At 63.3% G+C, this 16,828-nt stretch carries 24 protein-coding genes and 1 tRNA gene; 2 read left to right on the top strand and 23 right to left on the bottom strand.

Annotated features, from left to right (window positions below):
* Nucleotides 1-12 precede the first annotated feature (12 nt).
* The 14 genes from ACM62Q_RS06770 to ACM62Q_RS06835 form a co-directional block, all read right to left on the bottom strand.
* Nucleotides 13-2,340: a hypothetical protein gene (locus tag ACM62Q_RS06770; protein WP_415034865.1), complete on the bottom strand. Its 2,328-nt coding sequence runs from the start codon at nucleotides 2,338-2,340 to the stop codon at nucleotides 13-15.
* A 2-nt stretch (nucleotides 2,341-2,342) separates the two neighbouring features.
* Nucleotides 2,343-2,861: a hypothetical protein gene (locus ACM62Q_RS06775; RefSeq protein ID WP_415034867.1), complete on the bottom strand. Its 519-nt coding sequence runs from the start codon at nucleotides 2,859-2,861 to the stop codon at nucleotides 2,343-2,345.
* Nucleotide 2,862: 1 nt separating this feature from the next.
* Nucleotides 2,863-3,315 carry a hypothetical protein gene (locus tag ACM62Q_RS06780; RefSeq protein WP_415034869.1) on the bottom strand — a complete coding sequence of 151 codons (453 nt, stop codon included), beginning with the start codon at nucleotides 3,313-3,315 and terminating at the stop codon, nucleotides 2,863-2,865.
* Nucleotides 3,312-3,620: a hypothetical protein gene (locus tag ACM62Q_RS06785; protein ID WP_415034871.1), complete on the bottom strand. Its 309-nt coding sequence runs from the start codon at nucleotides 3,618-3,620 to the stop codon at nucleotides 3,312-3,314. Before ACM62Q_RS06785 ends, ACM62Q_RS06780 begins: the two co-directional genes overlap by 4 nt.
* Before the next feature lie 10 nt (nucleotides 3,621-3,630).
* Complete coding sequence (locus ACM62Q_RS06790; protein WP_415034873.1) at nucleotides 3,631-4,413, bottom strand: hypothetical protein; 783 nt, start codon at nucleotides 4,411-4,413, stop codon at nucleotides 3,631-3,633.
* Nucleotides 4,410-4,592, bottom strand: a complete 183-nt coding sequence (locus ACM62Q_RS06795; RefSeq protein ID WP_415034875.1) for a hypothetical protein — start codon at nucleotides 4,590-4,592, stop codon at nucleotides 4,410-4,412. Before ACM62Q_RS06795 ends, ACM62Q_RS06790 begins: the two co-directional genes overlap by 4 nt.
* Nucleotides 4,583-5,041 (bottom strand): hypothetical protein, encoded by a 459-nt coding sequence (locus ACM62Q_RS06800; protein ID WP_415034877.1) that lies wholly within the window; start codon nucleotides 5,039-5,041, stop codon nucleotides 4,583-4,585. The genes ACM62Q_RS06795 and ACM62Q_RS06800 overlap by 10 nt, the downstream gene beginning before the upstream one ends.
* Entirely contained in the window at nucleotides 5,041-5,460 is a 420-nt protein-coding gene (locus ACM62Q_RS06805; protein ID WP_415034879.1) for a gp436 family protein, read from the bottom strand. Before ACM62Q_RS06805 ends, ACM62Q_RS06800 begins: the two co-directional genes overlap by 1 nt.
* A 2-nt stretch (nucleotides 5,461-5,462) precedes the next feature.
* Complete coding sequence (locus tag ACM62Q_RS06810) at nucleotides 5,463-5,759, bottom strand: hypothetical protein (RefSeq protein ID WP_415034881.1); 297 nt, start codon at nucleotides 5,757-5,759, stop codon at nucleotides 5,463-5,465.
* A 3-nt stretch (nucleotides 5,760-5,762) separates the two neighbouring features.
* On the bottom strand, nucleotides 5,763-6,659 hold the full coding sequence (locus ACM62Q_RS06815) for a Mu-like prophage major head subunit gpT family protein (RefSeq protein ID WP_415034883.1): 897 nt from the start codon (nucleotides 6,657-6,659) through the stop codon (nucleotides 5,763-5,765).
* A 35-nt stretch (nucleotides 6,660-6,694) separates the two neighbouring features.
* Complete coding sequence (locus ACM62Q_RS06820) at nucleotides 6,695-7,108, bottom strand: hypothetical protein (protein WP_415034885.1); 414 nt, start codon at nucleotides 7,106-7,108, stop codon at nucleotides 6,695-6,697.
* Nucleotides 7,108-8,190: a phage protease gene (locus ACM62Q_RS06825; RefSeq protein ID WP_415034887.1), complete on the bottom strand. Its 1,083-nt coding sequence runs from the start codon at nucleotides 8,188-8,190 to the stop codon at nucleotides 7,108-7,110. Before ACM62Q_RS06825 ends, ACM62Q_RS06820 begins: the two co-directional genes overlap by 1 nt.
* Nucleotides 8,191-8,463: 273 nt before the next feature.
* Nucleotides 8,464-8,985 (bottom strand): phage virion morphogenesis protein, encoded by a 522-nt coding sequence (locus ACM62Q_RS06830; protein ID WP_415034889.1) that lies wholly within the window; start codon nucleotides 8,983-8,985, stop codon nucleotides 8,464-8,466.
* On the bottom strand, nucleotides 8,982-9,173 hold the full coding sequence (locus ACM62Q_RS06835; protein WP_415034891.1) for a hypothetical protein: 192 nt from the start codon (nucleotides 9,171-9,173) through the stop codon (nucleotides 8,982-8,984). The genes ACM62Q_RS06830 and ACM62Q_RS06835 overlap by 4 nt, the downstream gene beginning before the upstream one ends.
* Nucleotides 9,174-9,198: 25 nt before the next feature.
* Here ACM62Q_RS06835 and ACM62Q_RS06840 point away from each other — a divergent pair.
* A tRNA-Asn gene (locus tag ACM62Q_RS06840) sits at nucleotides 9,199-9,269 on the top strand.
* A gap of 15 nt (nucleotides 9,270-9,284) precedes the next feature.
* Here the strand turns inward: ACM62Q_RS06840 and ACM62Q_RS06845 are convergent.
* The 3 genes from ACM62Q_RS06845 to terL are packed head-to-tail and all read right to left on the bottom strand — an operon-like array spanning nucleotide 9,285 to nucleotide 13,797.
* The gene (locus ACM62Q_RS06845; RefSeq protein WP_415034893.1) at nucleotides 9,285-10,544 is read right to left on the bottom strand and encodes a phage minor head protein; all 1,260 of its coding nucleotides are present in this window, start codon (nucleotides 10,542-10,544) and stop codon (nucleotides 9,285-9,287) included.
* Nucleotides 10,534-12,105, bottom strand: a complete 1,572-nt coding sequence (locus ACM62Q_RS06850) for a DUF935 domain-containing protein (RefSeq protein ID WP_415034895.1) — start codon at nucleotides 12,103-12,105, stop codon at nucleotides 10,534-10,536. The genes ACM62Q_RS06845 and ACM62Q_RS06850 overlap by 11 nt, the downstream gene beginning before the upstream one ends.
* A 9-nt stretch (nucleotides 12,106-12,114) precedes the next feature.
* On the bottom strand, nucleotides 12,115-13,797 hold the full coding sequence (gene terL, locus ACM62Q_RS06855; protein WP_415034897.1) for a phage terminase large subunit: 1,683 nt from the start codon (nucleotides 13,795-13,797) through the stop codon (nucleotides 12,115-12,117).
* A gap of 44 nt (nucleotides 13,798-13,841) precedes the next feature.
* Between terL and ACM62Q_RS06860 the strand changes: the two genes are divergently transcribed.
* The gene (locus ACM62Q_RS06860; protein WP_415034899.1) at nucleotides 13,842-14,345 is read left to right on the top strand and encodes a hypothetical protein; all 504 of its coding nucleotides are present in this window, start codon (nucleotides 13,842-13,844) and stop codon (nucleotides 14,343-14,345) included.
* Here the strand turns inward: ACM62Q_RS06860 and ACM62Q_RS06865 are convergent, their stop codons facing one another.
* From ACM62Q_RS06865 to ACM62Q_RS06890, 6 genes are read right to left on the bottom strand one after another with little or no spacing between them, the layout of a single operon-like run.
* The gene (locus ACM62Q_RS06865) at nucleotides 14,346-14,846 is read right to left on the bottom strand and encodes a DUF1804 family protein (RefSeq protein WP_415034901.1); all 501 of its coding nucleotides are present in this window, start codon (nucleotides 14,844-14,846) and stop codon (nucleotides 14,346-14,348) included.
* Between the two features lies 1 nt (nucleotide 14,847).
* Entirely contained in the window at nucleotides 14,848-15,138 is a 291-nt protein-coding gene (locus tag ACM62Q_RS06870) for a hypothetical protein (protein WP_415034903.1), read from the bottom strand.
* Entirely contained in the window at nucleotides 15,135-15,536 is a 402-nt protein-coding gene (locus ACM62Q_RS06875; RefSeq protein WP_415034905.1) for a hypothetical protein, read from the bottom strand. Before ACM62Q_RS06875 ends, ACM62Q_RS06870 begins: the two co-directional genes overlap by 4 nt.
* Complete coding sequence (locus ACM62Q_RS06880; RefSeq protein WP_415034907.1) at nucleotides 15,533-16,060, bottom strand: hypothetical protein; 528 nt, start codon at nucleotides 16,058-16,060, stop codon at nucleotides 15,533-15,535. The genes ACM62Q_RS06875 and ACM62Q_RS06880 overlap by 4 nt, the downstream gene beginning before the upstream one ends.
* Nucleotides 16,057-16,557 carry a lysozyme gene (locus ACM62Q_RS06885; protein WP_415034909.1) on the bottom strand — a complete coding sequence of 167 codons (501 nt, stop codon included), beginning with the start codon at nucleotides 16,555-16,557 and terminating at the stop codon, nucleotides 16,057-16,059. The genes ACM62Q_RS06880 and ACM62Q_RS06885 overlap by 4 nt, the downstream gene beginning before the upstream one ends.
* The gene (locus ACM62Q_RS06890) at nucleotides 16,554-16,787 is read right to left on the bottom strand and encodes a hypothetical protein (RefSeq protein WP_415034911.1); all 234 of its coding nucleotides are present in this window, start codon (nucleotides 16,785-16,787) and stop codon (nucleotides 16,554-16,556) included. Before ACM62Q_RS06890 ends, ACM62Q_RS06885 begins: the two co-directional genes overlap by 4 nt.
* Nucleotides 16,788-16,828: the final 41 nt, after the last annotated feature.

Below are 16,828 nucleotides of genomic sequence, written 5' to 3' on the forward strand. Positions count from 1 at the left end.
CCCGCCAACAAGTCACGATCCATAGGCGGCGGCACGAAAGCCAACGAAGTTGTTGTCATCCGACCGGTAGTGGTACCAGCTACGGCAGAACACACCAGCCCTCGCGGCGACACCCCAGTGGCCGGAAGCCAGCGGAAAAAGGTTGGCGCGCCCGTATTGGTAGCACCCATCGTTGCCGAACTGACTGGTGCCTGTCGCGTTGGTGCCGGCCAGTAGTGGGACGCCTGCACAACTCCGCAGCCAGTCAGTGCCCGATGTGTCCCCACTGAACACCTGGCTGGCGCCGTTGCCGTAGCAGATCCATCCTGTGGCCGACGTCCATGGAAGAAAGCCATTGATCAAGTCGTAGTTGGCCGCCAGGTTTGCCGCTGACCCCCAGGCATCATTTGCCCCGCCGTAGCCGCCCGTCAGGCTGGCCAGCGCCACGCTGGTTTTCAGGATATAGGCGTGGCCCGTGGTGTTTTGCGTGGTGTCCGTTGCGCTGGTGCCGGCCATGGTCACGCCGAGCATCGCCTGATACATCGAGCCATTCAGATCGGCAACGCCGCACTCCTGGCCGTTGTGCGTCGTCTTGGCGAAGTTCGCCGTGGCACGGGTTTTCGGCTTGGGCGAGATGGAGGCGACGGCATAGGTAACACTGCCGTCGTTCGTATCCGCCAACGCCCCGTTGTTGCACCCCTTGGGGAAGTTCGTCGTCAGGCTGGCGTCGTACCAGGCGCAGTGCGTCGTACCGGTTGCGGCTTGGCCATGCGCCAGCGCCAGCTTTGCCAGCGCGTCGTACATGAAAATTGACGCAACATTGAACACCCCGGCGGCACGGCTGCGGGCCAGCACCACGGCATCGGCAAGAATTCCAGTGCAGCCAGTCATGCCATTTGACGGGTTATAGCTGGCGCTTGTCGTCAGCGAGATGGGGTCAGCATTGGCTATCGACTTGCAGGATGTGGTGCCGGTTTTGCTGGCCAGGTACTTGTCGATGAAAAACCCGGACTTGTCGGCGCCGCCATCCTTGAAGGCGCGGTGCATGGCATAGCCTGCCGCGTTTGCCGCAGCCTCGGTGGCGAATGTATCAACACCCACAATGTCGATGGCGTTGGCGCCGTAGGTCGCGTAGCGCGGGCTGGCAGCGTGTCCGATGCGATAGTAGAAGCGCGGCACGAACACCATGATCGAGCCGTCGCTGTACTGGTAATTTCCGTAGTTGGCGCTGGCTTTGTCCGATGCGCCGGGCATGGCTGAGAAGCCGGCGGGCAGCGATCCGTTGTATTCGCCCACGCCGAATCCCTGCCCGCCCTGTGTCCCGATCAGGCCGCCGAATGATGCTGCCGTGGTAAAGCTGATTTCCGACCAGCCCGATGCGCCCAGCGCGGTGCCACGGTGCAGCTTGCGGTAGTAATAGGTTGTTGCTGTGGCGAGCAGGCTGCCCGGCATCGTCCAAGACGTTTCGCTGCCGGTGTCGGCGTAGCTGGATGCGATCAGCGTGCCAGTGCCATTTGAACCGGTGCGGACTTCGTGGTCGGCGTTCAGGAAGGTGTCGGCAACGCCGATGGTGTCGAATTCTGACGAGGTGAAGGTGGGCGCCTGACCCAATCCCGTGGCCCCATTGGCCGGGCCGGTGATCGTCGGTGCAACCACAAACGCAGCCTCGACCGTGATCGGCACGGCGCGGCCATTGACCGTAACGGCGTAGCTGCCGGCGGACGATCCTGCGGTGTAGGTGATCTGGTTGTCGGTAATGCTCGCAGTGCCGCCAGTGGCGCTCACTGTGTAGGTTGTGGCGCTGTCGAAATTGGTGATGGTCAGTGCGGTTGATTGGGTGGCGTAGAGGGTTAGGTTGCCGGTGAGGGTGACTTGTGCGCCGCCGCTGACTACCTCCGACCACTCGCCGTCCTTGCGCCCATACGTCTTATTGTCCGTCGGAGCATCCAGAAGCAGCTTTACCCAGGGAGTCCATGCGACCGACCAGTGCGGCTTAGTGCGTACGTATATCTTAGACTCTGCCGCTACACCTGCTGGCGCGCTGGCCCAGTGAGCCGTCTGCACCCTGGCAACCTCGTAGGTATCGCGTACGAACCATATTTTTTCGGTGTCACCTGCGTAGTCTACGGTTGGGCCGTTGAGGGGATCGGAGACTGTAAATAGCCCGTTTTCGAAGTGGTTGACGTTCGCGCCTACGCCTTGCCAGTTGGGCGTGTTGGCATAGATGATGCGCGGATCATCTCCTGCTGCGACCGTGTTCTCGTTGTATCCAACTGGCAGCGCGGCAAAGGGCAGTTTGTCGCCGGCAGGAAGCTGCTTGCTCTTCCCGCCGACGCGAACAAGCGGCTTCCGTTCTGCCATTTTTACAGCACCACGTAGCTGTCGTCGGTGGTAATCAGCTCAGTGGCTGACTTTGCCTTGCCGATGTACTGGCTGATTTTGTTGGCGTTTGCCACGTCGTTTTCATCGAGCGGCGTGTCGGTGACTGCGCCGGCGGCGCCAAGCCAGTATTCCGCGCCGGGGGTCAGGCCGCTGAGGTTGGCGTTGACGCCATCGAGCGGATAAACCAGGGCGTCTTGCGCCATGAGCACGGCGGTCTGGATGTAGCCATCGGCGGGGCGGCCGTTGGAGTTATCGGCCAGGCGCACGGCCAGGTCGCCACCGTCGGAATAGATATTGACGAAGCTGCCAGCGGCCAGGTTTTCGGTGGCGGTGATGAGCTGCGTTTCGGCGCCGATGCCGGGTGGCATCATGGTCGGGCTGAGGCGACCGTCGCTGCCCAGCGCGGGGATGCGACCGGCGTCTGCTACGCCGGCGCTGACGTCGGCGGCTTCGGCTTGGAGTGTTTTGCCGCCTTGACGAACGAGAAATTTCTGTGCCATTTTAGTGCTCCAGGTGGATAGGGTCGGTGAATGAAAGGTATAAGCGCTGACCGGACACCACGCGGCCAACGAGTACATCAAAACCATCGGTCGGCGGCGATTGGGTCAGCGCGCCGCTCGGGCCAAGCCAGACGCGACCAGGCGCCATACCAAGGCCGCTGACATCCACTACACCGAGCAGCTGGACCTGTACCGCAGCGCCCGCATCAGGGGCGGCAGTAATGGCGATGCCCGCAAGCAGATCGATGTGATCTGCATCTCGGCAGTCCAGGCCGCGCACCTCACCCGCCGGGTTTTCCCAGACGACGGTGAGCGCCGAAATCGGCATGCCGGCAATGCGGGAAAGTGTCGTACCGCCAGCCGGGCCTGGCTGGCCTTGTAGCACGGGCGCAAACGTCAGCGCCAGCGCATGGCCAGCGTCGCAGTCAAGAATTTCCAGCGTCAGGCAACTCATGGCGTCACTGCCTTGGCCAGCACGACTTCACCGCTGCGGCTGATGAGCACCACGCCATCCGGGCGCGTTAAGCGCACGTCAATAGCGTACCTCCCAGCCTGCCAGTCAGCCTGCTGATCCGCTGCCGTGTGCATACGCAACACCCCTTGCGCCGGGTCAAGCCACTCGCACACAAGATCAATCTGGCGTGCGCCGCTGCGCATGGCAGCGCGCACCCCCCAGCCGCTCATATCCTGCGCCGCACCCGCCAGACGCAGCCGGCCGGTGAGGTCAAAAGTCGCGCCGATCTTGTGTGTGTAACTCATGGCCTGCGCCTTAAATCAGATCCACGCGCATGAACGGGCCGAAGTCGGCATCCGTTGCCAGTTGATCGACATAGAGCGCCTGACCGGAGAGGCTCAGCGTGGCCTCCTCTTCCGCGATCCACGAAAAACCCCCATTCGGCGCCAGCGAGATGCGCGGAATCAGAATGCGGGCACGCTGGCCATCGCCGTTGATGCCGGAAAACAAAATGCCGCGCTCCACACCCGACTTGGTAAAAGCCGGGATGTTGGTGTACTCGCCGTAGCTGTAATCCATCTTCAGCGGCTCGACGTGGCCTGCCGGGTGAGCGATCAAGCGGCAACGGCCGTGCTTGGCGTCTTCAACTTCGTAGTGCGTGCCAGCCACATACACCAACGGAGTGATCGCAGTGCTGTCTTCGATCACCAGTGACGACACGTCCGGATGGCGGGTCACAAAATAATCACCTTCTTTCAGGGTCGGCAGCACCTCATCCGTAACCGTACCTGCGGCGGAAACGACGGCATCGCCATACAGCGCAATACCCAGCGTGCGGCCGGAAAACTGGATCATGTCCAGCTTTACCTCAAGCTGCTTCGCTGTTTCGCGCTCTTTCAGCGCCAGGCGCTGGCCAGAACAGGACTCCTTGATAATCTTTTTTTCCACGGAGAGCGACGTGGTCAGCGCCGAGGTGCCGCAGCCGATACGGTACACATCCACCAGGTAGCCCATCGCGGGGGTGCCGTTGACGGGGTCAAAGCGGCCAATCATCACCGGCCCCTGGCCGTCCCACATCATGTTTTGATTCGGGGTCATTGCGTTTTCTCCTTACGGGTAGTGAGTGAGGCAGTTTTTTCAGCAACCGGCGCCGGCGCAGCTTCCGCCACTCCCATGCCGATCAGCCATGCGGCCTTGTGCGCCGCCACGTCGATCTGCGCTCCCGCCGGGTAATTGCGCCCGGCATGCGTATGCGCTTTCAGTAACTTCAACTGCATTCCTTGCTCCTTCGAAAGCGTGAAACGAATGCAAACGGAACATACGAGCACCCTTCCACGGTCAGCGGCCCCAGGCCCGGCGTGGCGCTTTTTAGCGTGCCGTAGCCGCCACCAGGGCTCCAGCCATCCAGCGTATCCAGCACGGCATCACACAAGGGGCTTGCCTCCCCCCGTGCTGCCGCGCCTGCCTTGATATCGCGCACGTTGCGCACCGCCACCACAGCCAACCAGGTTTGCTCAACCATCGCCCAGCCTGGCGGCAAAGGCGACCCGTCAGCGATGATGCGATGCCCGCCATACACCACGCGCACACTCGGCTTGGGCAGACTAACCTCCCGCGCCTCGGACAAATCCTCGACGCTCAGCACGCGCGCCCCGGCGGGCAGGCTTGCGGCCTGCAAGCGCTCAACGATCAGCGCCTCCAGCCCCAGAAACGTCGGGCGCAACATCAGCGCAACCCGCCGTTCGGGCGCCGCGAAAACAAGCCTGGCGCCACGTCAACCACCTGCGCCAGCTGCGGATGCGACGGTGCCGCCGCGTCCTCACCCAGGCTGACACCGCCATCGGCCACCGACTTCAGCAAACGCACCGCGTCCTCATACCGCCGGCGCACCTCATCCGTTGCGCCGTCGTCATAGAGCCGATACCGCGCCACGTCGCAAGCCACGCGCACCAACAGCCTCGGCACCGGATCAGGCGGCACGCGGTAGCGCGTCGCCAAATACCCCTGCACTTCAGCATTGGCGTCTGCCAGCGCCTCACCCAGCGCGTCAGCATCGACCACATCCAGGCCATCGCGGTTGGTCAGTTGCGCAATTTCGCGCTCACCAAAGCGCGCCACCATGTCGTCAATGCGGGCGTAGCTCACCGTCACACTCCATCAAACGGCGGCTGCGGATCACACACCGGCGTCACCAGCAGATCAGGATCGTTCAGCAATCGCTCGACCTCAGCTTCGCTGAACTCATCGACCGCCGCCGTCACTCCAGCTGCCGGCCAGGCGCGCCCGCAACGACGGAAACCGTCATGGGCGGCACGCACGTGCAGGTGCGTGACCAGGTACTCCGCAGCGTCCGGCGTCAGTGCCAGCACCACATCACCCGGCGCCGTGGCAGTCGGCGCTGCCACCGGCGCCACCGGCTTTTCTACAGGCTTCGTGCGCGCCATGGCTTACTCCAGGTGCGGGCTGACGATCAGCTGCGTCGTGCCGCGATAGATGTTGGTGGCGCCGCTTGCGTTGCGCTCGGCCTGCAACAGCTCCAGAGCGGCCGCCTCGTTGGAAGGACCGACAATCAGGTGCGTTGCGCGCACCGCCAGCGGCGAACCGTCCGGGCGGTACTGCTGCGCCAGCGCCACGCGGCCTGCCTGGTAATTGGCCGCATCCAGATCATCCATGCTGCCAAAAGCCAGCTGGTGGAAGCCAAAACCGGCGTTGTAGCGCGCCGAAGCACCAAACAGCAGCTGGTTATCCAGGAACACGTTGTCGTCTTCCGGGCGCGTCTTGTAGACAAATTCCGGCGCCTTGCGCAGCTGGAACACCAGGGGCTTCATGTAGCTGCGCGACAAATCCATCAAGAACCAGGGTTTGCCGCTACCCGTTTGCACGTTGCTCCAGCTCGCTTCTTTGCCATCGATGTCGTAACCGGCGTGGTCCGCATCAAAGAACGGCTGGCCGTCAAAGCCCTTGGTGGTAAAGCCGTTGCGCAACAAACCCCAAACCAGGTCATCCGGGTGACGCGAAACGATCTCGCCCTGCTGGCTGAATTTCAGGCCGTAGATACCCAGGCGATCATCTTCCACGTCGTCGCGATTGACGCCGATGGTGTGCTCCCAACTCTTGTTGACCAAGCTGGCCCCGGTCGATTCCAGGTTGTTGATCACGCGCTGCCCCACCCATTCGCGCATGCCCGGCAGATCTTTCATCCAGCCGTAGTTTTCTGCGTTGGTCTGGCTATTCACCGTCATCGCGATCTGGTCATACGACACCTTGGTGGCCTCGATGCCACGCACAAAGGCCGCGTTGAAACCCTGCTGCAGGGTCTTGATAGTACTGGGCGTCAAAATCATGGTTGCTCTCCAAAAAACGTATCGTTACCGGCCGCTTACAGCCCGGGGCCTACTTGCACCCAGACGCCACCATCAGCATCCACAGCAAGCACAATGCCGGCCCGCGAGCGGGTATTGGTGCCGCTAGTCTTTGCCACCGTCTGGTCATCCACGATGTAGCAATCACTGCCCGCATCCGCCTGGGCGATGAGGTCGGTGGTGGCTGAATTGCCAAACTTGTACACGCCCGGCTGCACGCGCACCTTGACGCTGCCCGCAGCCACAGCGGTAGCGCTTTCTTCTGCGCGCCCCAGGGCCACCAAGCCGGTTGCCGTGCGCCCCGGTGCGGCGTAACCCGCATCCGCCACCACCAGGCTGCCCTGGTGAATCGTGGTCGCCGCCTTCACCGGCCATTCCAGAACCCGGCCCAGGCGCTCCGGCGTATTACGTGCTTGAGAAAGTGCGGCCATTATTTGCCCTCCTGCGATTGACGAGATTTCGTGTATTCATCCGCCGTCAGGCCCAACGCCTTGCACACGGCCAGCTCGGTCGCATCCAGCGCGGCGGACGACTTGCCGGCGGGCGCCGCGCCCTGCGACTGCATGCCTTGCAAGGCAGTTACCGGCTTCAGCGTGGCTACAAAGCCCTTCAATGCCGCCAGGTCGCTCTTGCCCAGGCTTTCCGCCCAGCTCTTCTGGTCAGGCAGCAGCCGGCCATCGGCCAGCGCGCCGTCAATGACCTCGGTCAGCTCTTTATTCAGCGCCTGCGCCTTCAGGGCGGCAATTTCGTTCTGCACCGCCACCATCACGTCCACCGGCACATACTTGGCCGGATCAGGGGCGGCGGCTTTCAGGGCAGCCAACTGTGTCTGCGCCGCGTCTGCGCCATCGGCTTTCGCCTTCAGCGCTGCCAGCGCAGTCAGCGCCTCGGCCTCGGTTGCAGTCTCCGGCAGGCCAGCGGCCAGCAGCAAAGCTTTTAGATCCATCGCATCGATCTCCTTGTGACCCCCTGTGGCAGGGGAAGCAAAAAACCGCGCCCGCAAAGCGGACAGCGCGGCATGAATGGGCGCGTCGATACCTGGCGTGTTGGTCAGGCCGACATGCAGCAAATCCAGCACTTCACCCGTGCCGGACGCATACGGAAAAACAGGGGAGAGATAGGCGTACTCGCCGTTCTTGATGTACTCGGCGGCGCGCGCCGTCCATTCGATGTCGCCATACAAGCCGGGCGCATCGCCCTCCGCCACCCAGGTCAGCGAACCCGGCTCAATCCAGCCGGCGGCGGGCGCCGGCAAGCCGTTCTGCTCTGCCAGTAAAGTCTGGTGTTCGTAATCCACCGGGATGCGGGTGGAGCGCGTCGCCGCACGGGCGATCACCTTTTGCGCAATCTGCGCATCGATCCGCCACGGACCGTTGCCTGCCAATGCGCCGCGCGGCGCATCGAACACCCCTGCTGGAAAAAGACGCTGCAGGCGCGCATCGGAGCGCACCTGCAACGCGCAAGCGGCGATTGCCGCAGAGGAGACATCAGGAGAAAGGTGAGTGCGTTTCATGCCGCCATCTTCCGGCGGCGCAGCCCTTGATTCAGGCCGCAAGGCTGCACAAGTAAACGCGCACCCACCCGGCGGCGGGGGGGCTGGTTTTTTTATTGCCCCGAGCGGCAAAAAAGGGCGGCGCTCACCCAGCCTGCAACGCGGGGGAAAAACATCGCTCCCGATCCCAGCAAAAGGCCGTTACTCGCGCCCGTACGCCGTTACTGGTTTTTTTATGAATGCAGACAGCCGCCAGAAAATAAAATCGATTGTGGCGCGATTACGCAAGCCTGCCTATTTTTTAAGCGCCCCTGCCAGGTGGCGGTTCAAGATTGCCATCACCCCAGTTTCGTCGGCGTCCGACAAACCGAGAAATGGCCGCGCCGGAATACGGCCGTCCCGGCTGCCGAATTGATGCACCGCCGCGCCGCCGTCCCATGCATCAGCAAAGCGATTGGTGCCTACCTCAACCCCGGTGCCGCCGGGCAGCAGTTGATGGCGGATCGATCCGGCCAGCTGCCCGCTGGCCACCAGCGGTTTTTTGCCCATTACCTTACTGACCCCCCGGGCGCCGACCTTGCCATCCTTCTTGCGCCCATCGCCCTTGCCCAGCAAGCCCAGGTAAGTACTTTCCGCATTCGGCGCCCAACGGCTGCCGTCCGGCGCGGTGCCTGCAGCAAAGCGCTGCCGGGTTGATTCGGCCAGCAGCTCACCGATTGCCGTCAGCGGCGCCTTCAGCCCCTCCGGTGACACGCGCCGCTCCAATTCGCCCAGCGCCTGAGCAATCGCCGCTGCATCAAAATCCACAGTAATCATGCCGCACCTCCGCTGCGTTCCTGCGTCAGTCCATCTGCCCAGCGCCAGGCCGCCGCCCCGGCACGCACCAGCTCACGCCCATGCTGCGCCATCTCGCCGTGGCCGCCGTAGTAATCCATGGTGGCGCCCAGGGCTTGCATTTCCACCGCCAGCTCGCGCAAGGCGTCAATGATTTGTTGTGGGGTCATGCGTTGTCCTATACTCAATCTGCCCGGCGCGGTGCCTGGAATTGGAAACAGGGCGGTCATTTACCGCTTATACGGGTTCGACTCCCGTCCGCACCGGGCGCCGTCATTGTGTTATGGCTTGACAATGCGCCACCTGCCGCCGCCAACCATGCCGGCCACATCCAGCGCCGTGGCGCGGTAGGCGCTTACGACACTCCCGGCGGCGTCCGCTGAGGCACTGAGCTCCACGGCCATCTTTGCCGGGCCGATGCCGTTGGCCACAAAAATAAGGTGCCCGTTGTCCGCCTCGTACAGCGCAGCGTCGCTCAGCCATTGCGGCAAGGCGCGCCACTCCTCAGGCAGCAGCCCGTCCTGGCGGTTTTCGTGCCGGCGCTGCTTGCGCCCGACAACCACGCTGTCAGCAATCGTCAGCGCTGCCGCGCCGGGCGCTTCCCTGCCCGCCGCCTTGATCGCTGCCAGCTGTGCCGGTGACAAAACCCCCAGCACGGCGCTGCGCCCACGTGGCAGCGGATCGGCCTGCCACGCGTCGAGCGTACGCCACCACAACCCCTGCTGCTCCAGCCCCAGGCTGTCCTTTAATTCGTCCCACAGCGCAGCGCCAATGCTCGCCGGCGCGCCCAGTAGTTTTTTATTCACCATCTCCGCCAGCGGCATCACGGTATGCGCGCCTGGCGCGTAATCCCAGCCCGGCGCTTGCGTCTTGTGAGCGGCATCAATAGCCTCCCACCCCTGCGGCAAGGGTTTGTCCGGATCGCCCCCCAGGGCAACGGCATCATCAGGGGTTTCCACCCCCACCACCCGGCAGCGGCACCCCCAGTGCGGCGGAATCTGCGGCGGGTAGTGCAATTTCCAGAACGGATGGTCGGCGGGCAGAATCATCCCGTCCCACGCCAGATGTTGCGCTCGCGCCTCAGTCACCAGCGGGTCATGCTTCCACATCCAGTAGCGCAAGCTGGGCGACTCTTTTAGCTGCTGGTAGCGCCCGGCGGCGTAGCTGGTGCGCAGGTTGGTCATGTAGGTTACACGGGTGCGCCAGGCCATACCGGCGCCGCCTTTGTCTTTCGGGTCGCTTGGTTTTTTTCGGTCGTCGCCGGTAAAGCCTTGCCAGCCGTATTGCTGAATGATCGCGTAAAAATCGCGCCGATACCCTTCCAGGCCCAGGTCGCCATCCATGTGCCGCGCAATGCTTTGCTTCAGGTCAGCCAGTAGATCGGCTTTCATTGCCCCAGCCACCACAAAGGCGCGGTCGTGCGCGCCCTGCCTGATATCGTCCCAGTGCGCCGTGGGCAGATTGATCTTCTGGGCAAAAAACTCGACCTGCTCCTTGAAGGGCAGCGCCAGCGCGCCCCGTAACGGGTCATTACCGGCCATTGACCACCTCGGCACGCCCCAGTAACTCAGAGGCAAACAGGGCGTCCGCCAGTGTATCGGCCAGCCCGGCGCCACCCAGCGCCGGCCAGGCGGCATCAAGCATGGCCGAGAACTCTTCCAGGCTTTCGGCAGCATCCAGCATGCGGCGCACCGTGGTGAGCATGGCCGCCACCTCAGCATCTGCCAGCGGCGCCAGCTGCGCCAGCTGACGATCCAGCGGCGCGCCCACCGCTTCCTTGTTTGCGCCCAACGCGGCAAGCGCCACAGCCGGCGTGGCGGCTTTCAGCGCCGCTGCGGGGAGCACCGCCGGGGCGGCTAGCACCGCCTCATCGCCGGTCGGCTGCGGAATACGCAGCTTCTCATGCGCCCAGGCGGCGGGAATGGTCATGCCCACCCCCACCAGCTTGGGCAGCGCCTCAGCGTACCGGCCCAAATCCTCAGCCTCATCCAGATCAAACACAAAACGCGGGCAGCGCCGGTAGCCATCCACACCCGGCCGGTTGAGCACAATCAGCGGATAAATCAGATCCCGCGTCAATGTCCCCGCCAGCTGCCGCGCATCGCTGCGCAGAATATCGCGCCGCACCTTGTCGTGCAGGTCCGCCACGCCGCTGCCCATGCCCGTGGACCGCGCCTCGGCGCTTACTGTTTGGCCCAGAACGGCCTTGCTTTGCGCCCGGTCTGCCCAGTCCACCATGGCCAGATGCTGGCTGACGCCGGCACCGGCGCCGGTCACGCTCTGAATTTCAAGCTCCATCCCCTGCGGCATGATGGCGCGCGCATCGTGCCCTAGCGACGCCACCGCCCGCAGCAGACTGGCCTTTTCTTCCGGGCTGGCGCCGGCCATGTACTTGCCCAGGATGATCGGCAGGCCATAGGTTTCCAAAAACTCAGCAAAGTCCCCAATGGCGTAGCTCTTGTAAACAAAGGGCCACAAACACGCGCGCAATAGCCCGGCGCGCCCCAGGTAGCCCGTTTTCACCTTGCCCGGTTGGTGCATGATCCAGCCAAACGACTGCAGCGGCGCGCCCTCTGCCGTGCCGTCCGCCAGCCGCAATTCGCGGCGGGTCACGTCGGTAGAAAACCACGTCTGGGGACGAGGATGGAAGGCCGGAATCCAGTCTTTTCCCCAGCGCTCCCATGCAATCTCTACCGCGCCATAGCCGTAGCCCGGCGCGTCTTGCAGCGCCTGCAGCACATCCTCCAGGTCATCCACCACGTCGCGTAGCATCTCTTCCGCAAACTCTGCCGCCGCCTGCTCGGCGGGCGTAGCATTTGCCGGCGGCACAATCGACCAATCCAGCCCCAGCGGCGCGCTGCGGCGCTTGTCGAACTCAGCGCGCAGATGCGCATCCCGATCAAGCATGTCATCAAACAATTGCGCCTGCGCGCTTAAATCGCCCTGGTCCGCTTCGCGCAAAATGCGCGCCGCACGGGCGGGGGTCAGCCCGTCCAGCTGCGAATCAATCAGCTGGTGGTGCAGGTAGGCTACTTTGCTGGTCTGCGTTTCGCGCAACGCGCTGGAGTCAAACGGCTGGCCGTTCGCATCTACGATTTTCATATCCGCCTCTTAAAACATCCGCCGGCCGCCCGCGCCAGCCATGAAATCATTGGCAAAGCCATCCGGCGTGTCATGCCAACCGCCAAAATGAGCCCCCCGCCCACCGTGACGGGCCAGCGACTGAAACCCCTCGGCGCCCGCGCCCATCGTGGTCGCCGCCATCCACAGCATGTGCAGCGCGTCGGGACCGTCGTCGTGGTCCGCTTTGGGGAAGTGGCGCAGCTGGTCAATCAGCGTGCTCTGGCTGGCATGCAGCCGAATAAGGCCGTTTGCCATGTGCGGCTGCAGGCTTTCAATGCGCAGCAGCTTGTCGGCAATAGGCTGCACGCCCCGCGCCGGCACCGGTATGCCGCGCGCGGCCGCCCGCTTGACCAACTCCGAATATAAAAATGCCTGAAACTGCACTGTTTCAACCACCCACAGCAGGCACTTGTATTGCGCCTGCAAGGCAATCACATCCTCAATGATCCGGTCTGGCAGGCGCTTCTTGATCGGCGCCTCCACCACGTCCAGCACCCCGGTGCGCCGATCCAGCCCGCCCACCAAAATCGCCGACGGGTCGCGCGATGCGCCCGCCTTGCCCAGGCTGGGGTCGACGGCGCCGAAGAAAACCCAGTCAGGATTGCGGCTCACCCAATACGTAATCACCCCCGCAAACGGGGCGTTATCGCCCGCTACCGGGTCGTTCTGATATTCACTATCGAATGTGTCGTGGCCATCGCGGGCGCGAATCATCATCAGCGCCAGCAGCGGCCGCGCCGCCCAGGAACACACCGCGCCGGCCTCCATCGCCTCGCGGTGCTCCCGGTAGAAGGCAGCCGCCGCTTCTTCGCCCGCGTTGCGCAGACGCTCCTCCCATACCTCCCAGAGCGCCATGTTGTCCGGCCACTTGAGCAGCGCCTTGAATCGCGCCGCCCGCCACAGCCGATTGCTCAGCGTACGACTCAACACGGAATCGTGGTGCAGAATAGTGCCGATATACACCACGTCGAACTTGGCCCCGGCACCACCCAGCGGCAACACGGTTTTAGTCAGCCAGTTTTGCAGCTTGTCACGCTGCTCCGGGTTTCTGACCTGTTCATCGTTTTCAATATCGTCAAGCACCGCCAGATCAGGCCGGTAAGGTCCGTGGCGTAAACCGCGCAGCTTTTTGCCGGAGCCCGCCACCTGCACCTTGGCATCGTTGCGCGTCACGATGGAGCCCGCCTGCCACACCCGGCCTTGGCCGCAGGCTTCGGAAAAATCCATAGCCAGGCGTGGGTTGAATTCCAGCTCGGCCTTGATGGCTTCCAGCATCGGGTACGCCTGGTCGATCGAATCCATGACAATGACCGGATAACGCTTTCTGCCCGTCACCAGGCACCACAGCACAAACAACTGGCTCACCAGCGTGGACTTGGCCTCGCCGCGTGGCGCGGCAATGGCGTCAGTCTCGCTCTTGTCGCTGGCCACGATCTCGGGCAGGCGCGCAAACAGGTACTTATGCAGCTCCGACAAATGCGGGCTGCGCACATAGTGCGGAAAATACGTACGCACGAAATAGCCGTAATCGGCAAACGCCGCCGCTCGCCGAGCCGCGCAGGCCGCCGGGTCCGGGTCAAAGCCAGTGACCTCGGCCTCGATGCGCGAGCGCATGCTGGCCGCCAGGGCGGCCATTTCGGCAAGGAAAGATTTACGGGTGGCGGTGGTCATGGCGCGGTATGCTTCCCGCTGCCATTAACCACGGGATAAACACCATGATTGACAGCATCGCGGGCGCGTTTGGCGCCATCAAGGGCGCGGCGGAGATTACGCAGGGTTTGCTCTCGCTCAAGACGGATGCGGCGGTAGCGACTAAGGCCACCGAGCTGACCGGTATCATTTTCGACGTTCAGCAGAAACTGATCGCCATACAGTCTGATTATGCGGCGGTTGTTGCCCGAGAACGCGACCTTGAAGCCAAGATTATGCAACTCGAAAACTGGGCGCATGAGCAGGAACGTTACCAGCTGCACGAACTGGCTCCGGGAACGCTGACTTATCGCATAAAGCCAGCGATGCAAGGCACCGAGCCCATGCATGACCTTTGCCCCCGCTGCTACCAAAATGGCATCAAGTCGATCTTGCAGAATAACGGAATAGAAAAGGGCCATCACATACTCCTTTGTCCACAATGCAAAACGGCGTTAATAGGTGAGCGCTTCAACGATTCAGCAGGCGCCGCCATGGCGGGATCGTTCCGCTCTCGGCGGCTGATCTGATCATCCATACACCCGCGCAATATCATCCCCGAACGGCTCCATCAGCTCCACGAACTCATGGGCCAGGGCGGGTTTCTTTTTTGCCACGAACTCAGCCATGCGCTTGACCACATCCATGGCCACGGCCAGCCTGTCGGTCTCGGGCATCAGGCGGCGATTGCCCGCCATCAGCTTGGCAAAGCTATCGGCCAGGCTGGAAAGCATCTTGGCTTTCACGTCCGGCGCTAGCGTAGTGTCGGCCTGCAGCGCCGCCGTAGTGGCCTGCACCTGCTGCACAAAGGCGGCGAGCGTTTGCCGGGCGATATCCTCAATACCGCCGCCGGCAAGTAATTGCGCCGCTTGCGCACGGTCCCAGTCATCCCCCGCCTGTTTGGCCTCCCGCTTCCAGCGCCGGGCCGTGGCTTCGGGGACGCCATGCAGCGCGCACGCGGCTTCCAGCGTCAGCTGATCAAATACAAAACTGCCGCGTACCGCCCGGACCTTTTCTTCTCCGTGCGCCATCTCACACCCCGGGCAAGGGGATGGACACGCCCGGCGTGCGCGCATTGCCGGTGGCTACATCCAGGCCGCGCTGCGTCAGCGTCACCACGTCGTTGTCCAGTGCCAACAAGCCCATCTCTTCCAGCCACGCAGCGTCCGCTCGTATCTGGTCAAGGCTTGCCACATAACCGATCACGCCCACCGTTTGCCGCAACAGCGGCACCGGCTGGGTATATCGAGCCGCCAGCGACAGCGCCATCAAAATCGCCTGCCGGCGCGCCTCCGTAACCACCTTATTAACCAGCTGGCTCATTTGCCCATTCCTTTTTCGGTAATGCGGTTCAGGATCAGGCGCAGCGAATCGCTCTGCCCCCGGCTTTCGCCCACCAGCTGATTCACCGTGGCCGAAAGGTTATTCACCGACTCATACACCTTGGCCAGGTCGTTATGGCTGGGCGCGGTTTCTGCCACGTTCTCCAGGCGGGCAATGCGGGCGGTGTCTGCGTCCAGCGCCACCTCCATCGAGTCCAGCCGGCTCACGATCTGCCCGTGGCGCAAGTTCGATTCGTTGCGGTGTTCGGCCAGCTGGTCGCGCAGCAGGTCACCATATTGGTTCAACAGGCTGCGCCCGGCGGCCCAGAGCAGGCTGCCCACCGCCGACAGGATGCCGGCGAAAAGCACAATGGAAAGCGGGCTGACTTCAATGTTCACGGGGTATCTCCTGTGGATTCGTTACCTGGGGCGTAAAACTGCCGGATGGCATCAAGCCGGCCCCGGCAGGTGTCGTAGGCATCGCGGCAACCTCTGGCCCATAGCCCGACATCGGTATCCGTGGCAAATCGGGCATCGGCTGATACAGGTTGGCCGCCGGCTGGGGGCACGGCGCCAGCGGTGTCGGCGGCACCGTTGAGCACCCGCACAGCAGCAGCATCAAGGCAGCGCCGGCCAGTGGTAAGCGCACGAAGGGCATGGTCTTTCTCCTGAGCAAGGGTTTTACGGGTCAATTCGCTCGCGGCCAAGCGCTGTGCGATAGCGTCATTGCGCCGGTTGGCGGCATCCAGCCGCGCCGTAGCCGCCTGCGCATCGCGCGCTGCCTGGTCGGCGTAAGCGCGCTCCAGGCGGGAAATTTCAGCCTCCGCACGCCAGCCATTGACGGCCCAGCCCGCAGCAAACGCCGCCGAAAGCGCAGCGCATGCCAGCGCCAGCGTCAACCACGAACGCATCTGCTCGGTCATGGCGCATCTCCCAGGCACTGCCGACGCTCAGCCTGGCGGCGCGCATAAAGGCCGCCGCATCGATTGGCGGGGGCCGCGCAATCCTTGCCCTGGTAGAAGCGCCAGCGCAAAAGCTCATTGCATGCACCGGCGTAATCGCCCGCGTTGAGCTTCTTCACCAGGCCGCTTTTACAAAAAGCCCCGCTGCCCACGTTGTAGGAAAACGACACAAAGGCGTCGTACTCATGTTGATGCAAGGGCACCTTGACGCACTCACGCAGCGCGCCCTCAAACACCTTTACATCGGCGTAAGCACGCACCAGCGCAGCATCCGGCGTGATCTTGTCGCCGATTTTCACCGGCTGACCATCGGCACGGGTAGTGCTGCCAAAGCCGTACGTCGGCTTGTCGCCCGGCAGAGGTTGGTTGGCTGTGCCGGAATACCCCTCAAAGGTCGCAATCCCCACCAGGCCGGCGGCGGAAAGCGACAGCAGCAACAAAGGCGCGCGCGTCCTCACGGCGCATCCCCCGTGCCCGGCGCGGCGGTTTGCGCATCATTTGGCACAACCGGCGCAACAAAGCGCTTGCTGAACCGCACCGGCCGTAACCAGCAACGGCCACCGGCGTTGAAAAACATGGATCGCCCGGTGCGGTTTCGCCCGGCGTTGCAATAGCCGTACCCCTCCATCCAGGCGCGCTGGCCGGCATCTTTGGAGGGGAGGTAGTGGGTGCAGTTGAGGCAGATCATGCCCAGATCATCGCAACCCGTCGCCCAGGGGCGAAGGTGCT

Source organism: Azonexus sp., assembly GCF_047638095.1.
Classification (GTDB): Bacteria; Pseudomonadota; Gammaproteobacteria; order Burkholderiales; family Rhodocyclaceae; genus Azonexus.

Bases quoted from the DNA above. Each gene is read 5' to 3' on its own strand.
- ACM62Q_RS06770 (WP_415034865.1), bottom strand. From the start codon at position 2,340: ATGGCAGAACGGAAGCCGCTTGTTCGCGTCGGCGGGAAGAGCAAGCAG.
- ACM62Q_RS06775 (WP_415034867.1), bottom strand. From the start codon at position 2,861: ATGGCACAGAAATTTCTCGTTCGTCAAGGCGGCAAAACACTCCAAGCC.
- ACM62Q_RS06780 (WP_415034869.1), bottom strand. From the start codon at position 3,315: ATGAGTTGCCTGACGCTGGAAATTCTTGACTGCGACGCTGGCCATGCG.
- ACM62Q_RS06785 (WP_415034871.1), bottom strand. From the start codon at position 3,620: ATGAGTTACACACACAAGATCGGCGCGACTTTTGACCTCACCGGCCGG.
- ACM62Q_RS06790 (WP_415034873.1), bottom strand. From the start codon at position 4,413: ATGACCCCGAATCAAAACATGATGTGGGACGGCCAGGGGCCGGTGATG.
- ACM62Q_RS06795 (WP_415034875.1), bottom strand. From the start codon at position 4,592: ATGCAGTTGAAGTTACTGAAAGCGCATACGCATGCCGGGCGCAATTAC.
- ACM62Q_RS06800 (WP_415034877.1), bottom strand. From the start codon at position 5,041: ATGTTGCGCCCGACGTTTCTGGGGCTGGAGGCGCTGATCGTTGAGCGC.
- ACM62Q_RS06810 (WP_415034881.1), bottom strand. From the start codon at position 5,759: ATGGCGCGCACGAAGCCTGTAGAAAAGCCGGTGGCGCCGGTGGCAGCG.
- ACM62Q_RS06815 (WP_415034883.1), bottom strand. From the start codon at position 6,659: ATGATTTTGACGCCCAGTACTATCAAGACCCTGCAGCAGGGTTTCAAC.
- ACM62Q_RS06820 (WP_415034885.1), bottom strand. From the start codon at position 7,108: ATGGCCGCACTTTCTCAAGCACGTAATACGCCGGAGCGCCTGGGCCGG.
- ACM62Q_RS06825 (WP_415034887.1), bottom strand. From the start codon at position 8,190: ATGAAACGCACTCACCTTTCTCCTGATGTCTCCTCTGCGGCAATCGCC.
- ACM62Q_RS06830 (WP_415034889.1), bottom strand. From the start codon at position 8,985: ATGATTACTGTGGATTTTGATGCAGCGGCGATTGCTCAGGCGCTGGGC.
- ACM62Q_RS06835 (WP_415034891.1), bottom strand. From the start codon at position 9,173: ATGACCCCACAACAAATCATTGACGCCTTGCGCGAGCTGGCGGTGGAA.
- ACM62Q_RS06845 (WP_415034893.1), bottom strand. From the start codon at position 10,544: ATGGCCGGTAATGACCCGTTACGGGGCGCGCTGGCGCTGCCCTTCAAG.
- ACM62Q_RS06850 (WP_415034895.1), bottom strand. From the start codon at position 12,105: ATGAAAATCGTAGATGCGAACGGCCAGCCGTTTGACTCCAGCGCGTTG.
- terL (WP_415034897.1), bottom strand. From the start codon at position 13,797: ATGACCACCGCCACCCGTAAATCTTTCCTTGCCGAAATGGCCGCCCTG.
- ACM62Q_RS06860 (WP_415034899.1), top strand. From the start codon at position 13,842: ATGATTGACAGCATCGCGGGCGCGTTTGGCGCCATCAAGGGCGCGGCG.
- ACM62Q_RS06865 (WP_415034901.1), bottom strand. From the start codon at position 14,846: ATGGCGCACGGAGAAGAAAAGGTCCGGGCGGTACGCGGCAGTTTTGTA.
- ACM62Q_RS06870 (WP_415034903.1), bottom strand. From the start codon at position 15,138: ATGAGCCAGCTGGTTAATAAGGTGGTTACGGAGGCGCGCCGGCAGGCG.
- ACM62Q_RS06880 (WP_415034907.1), bottom strand. From the start codon at position 16,060: ATGACCGAGCAGATGCGTTCGTGGTTGACGCTGGCGCTGGCATGCGCT.
- ACM62Q_RS06890 (WP_415034911.1), bottom strand. From the start codon at position 16,787: ATGATCTGCCTCAACTGCACCCACTACCTCCCCTCCAAAGATGCCGGC.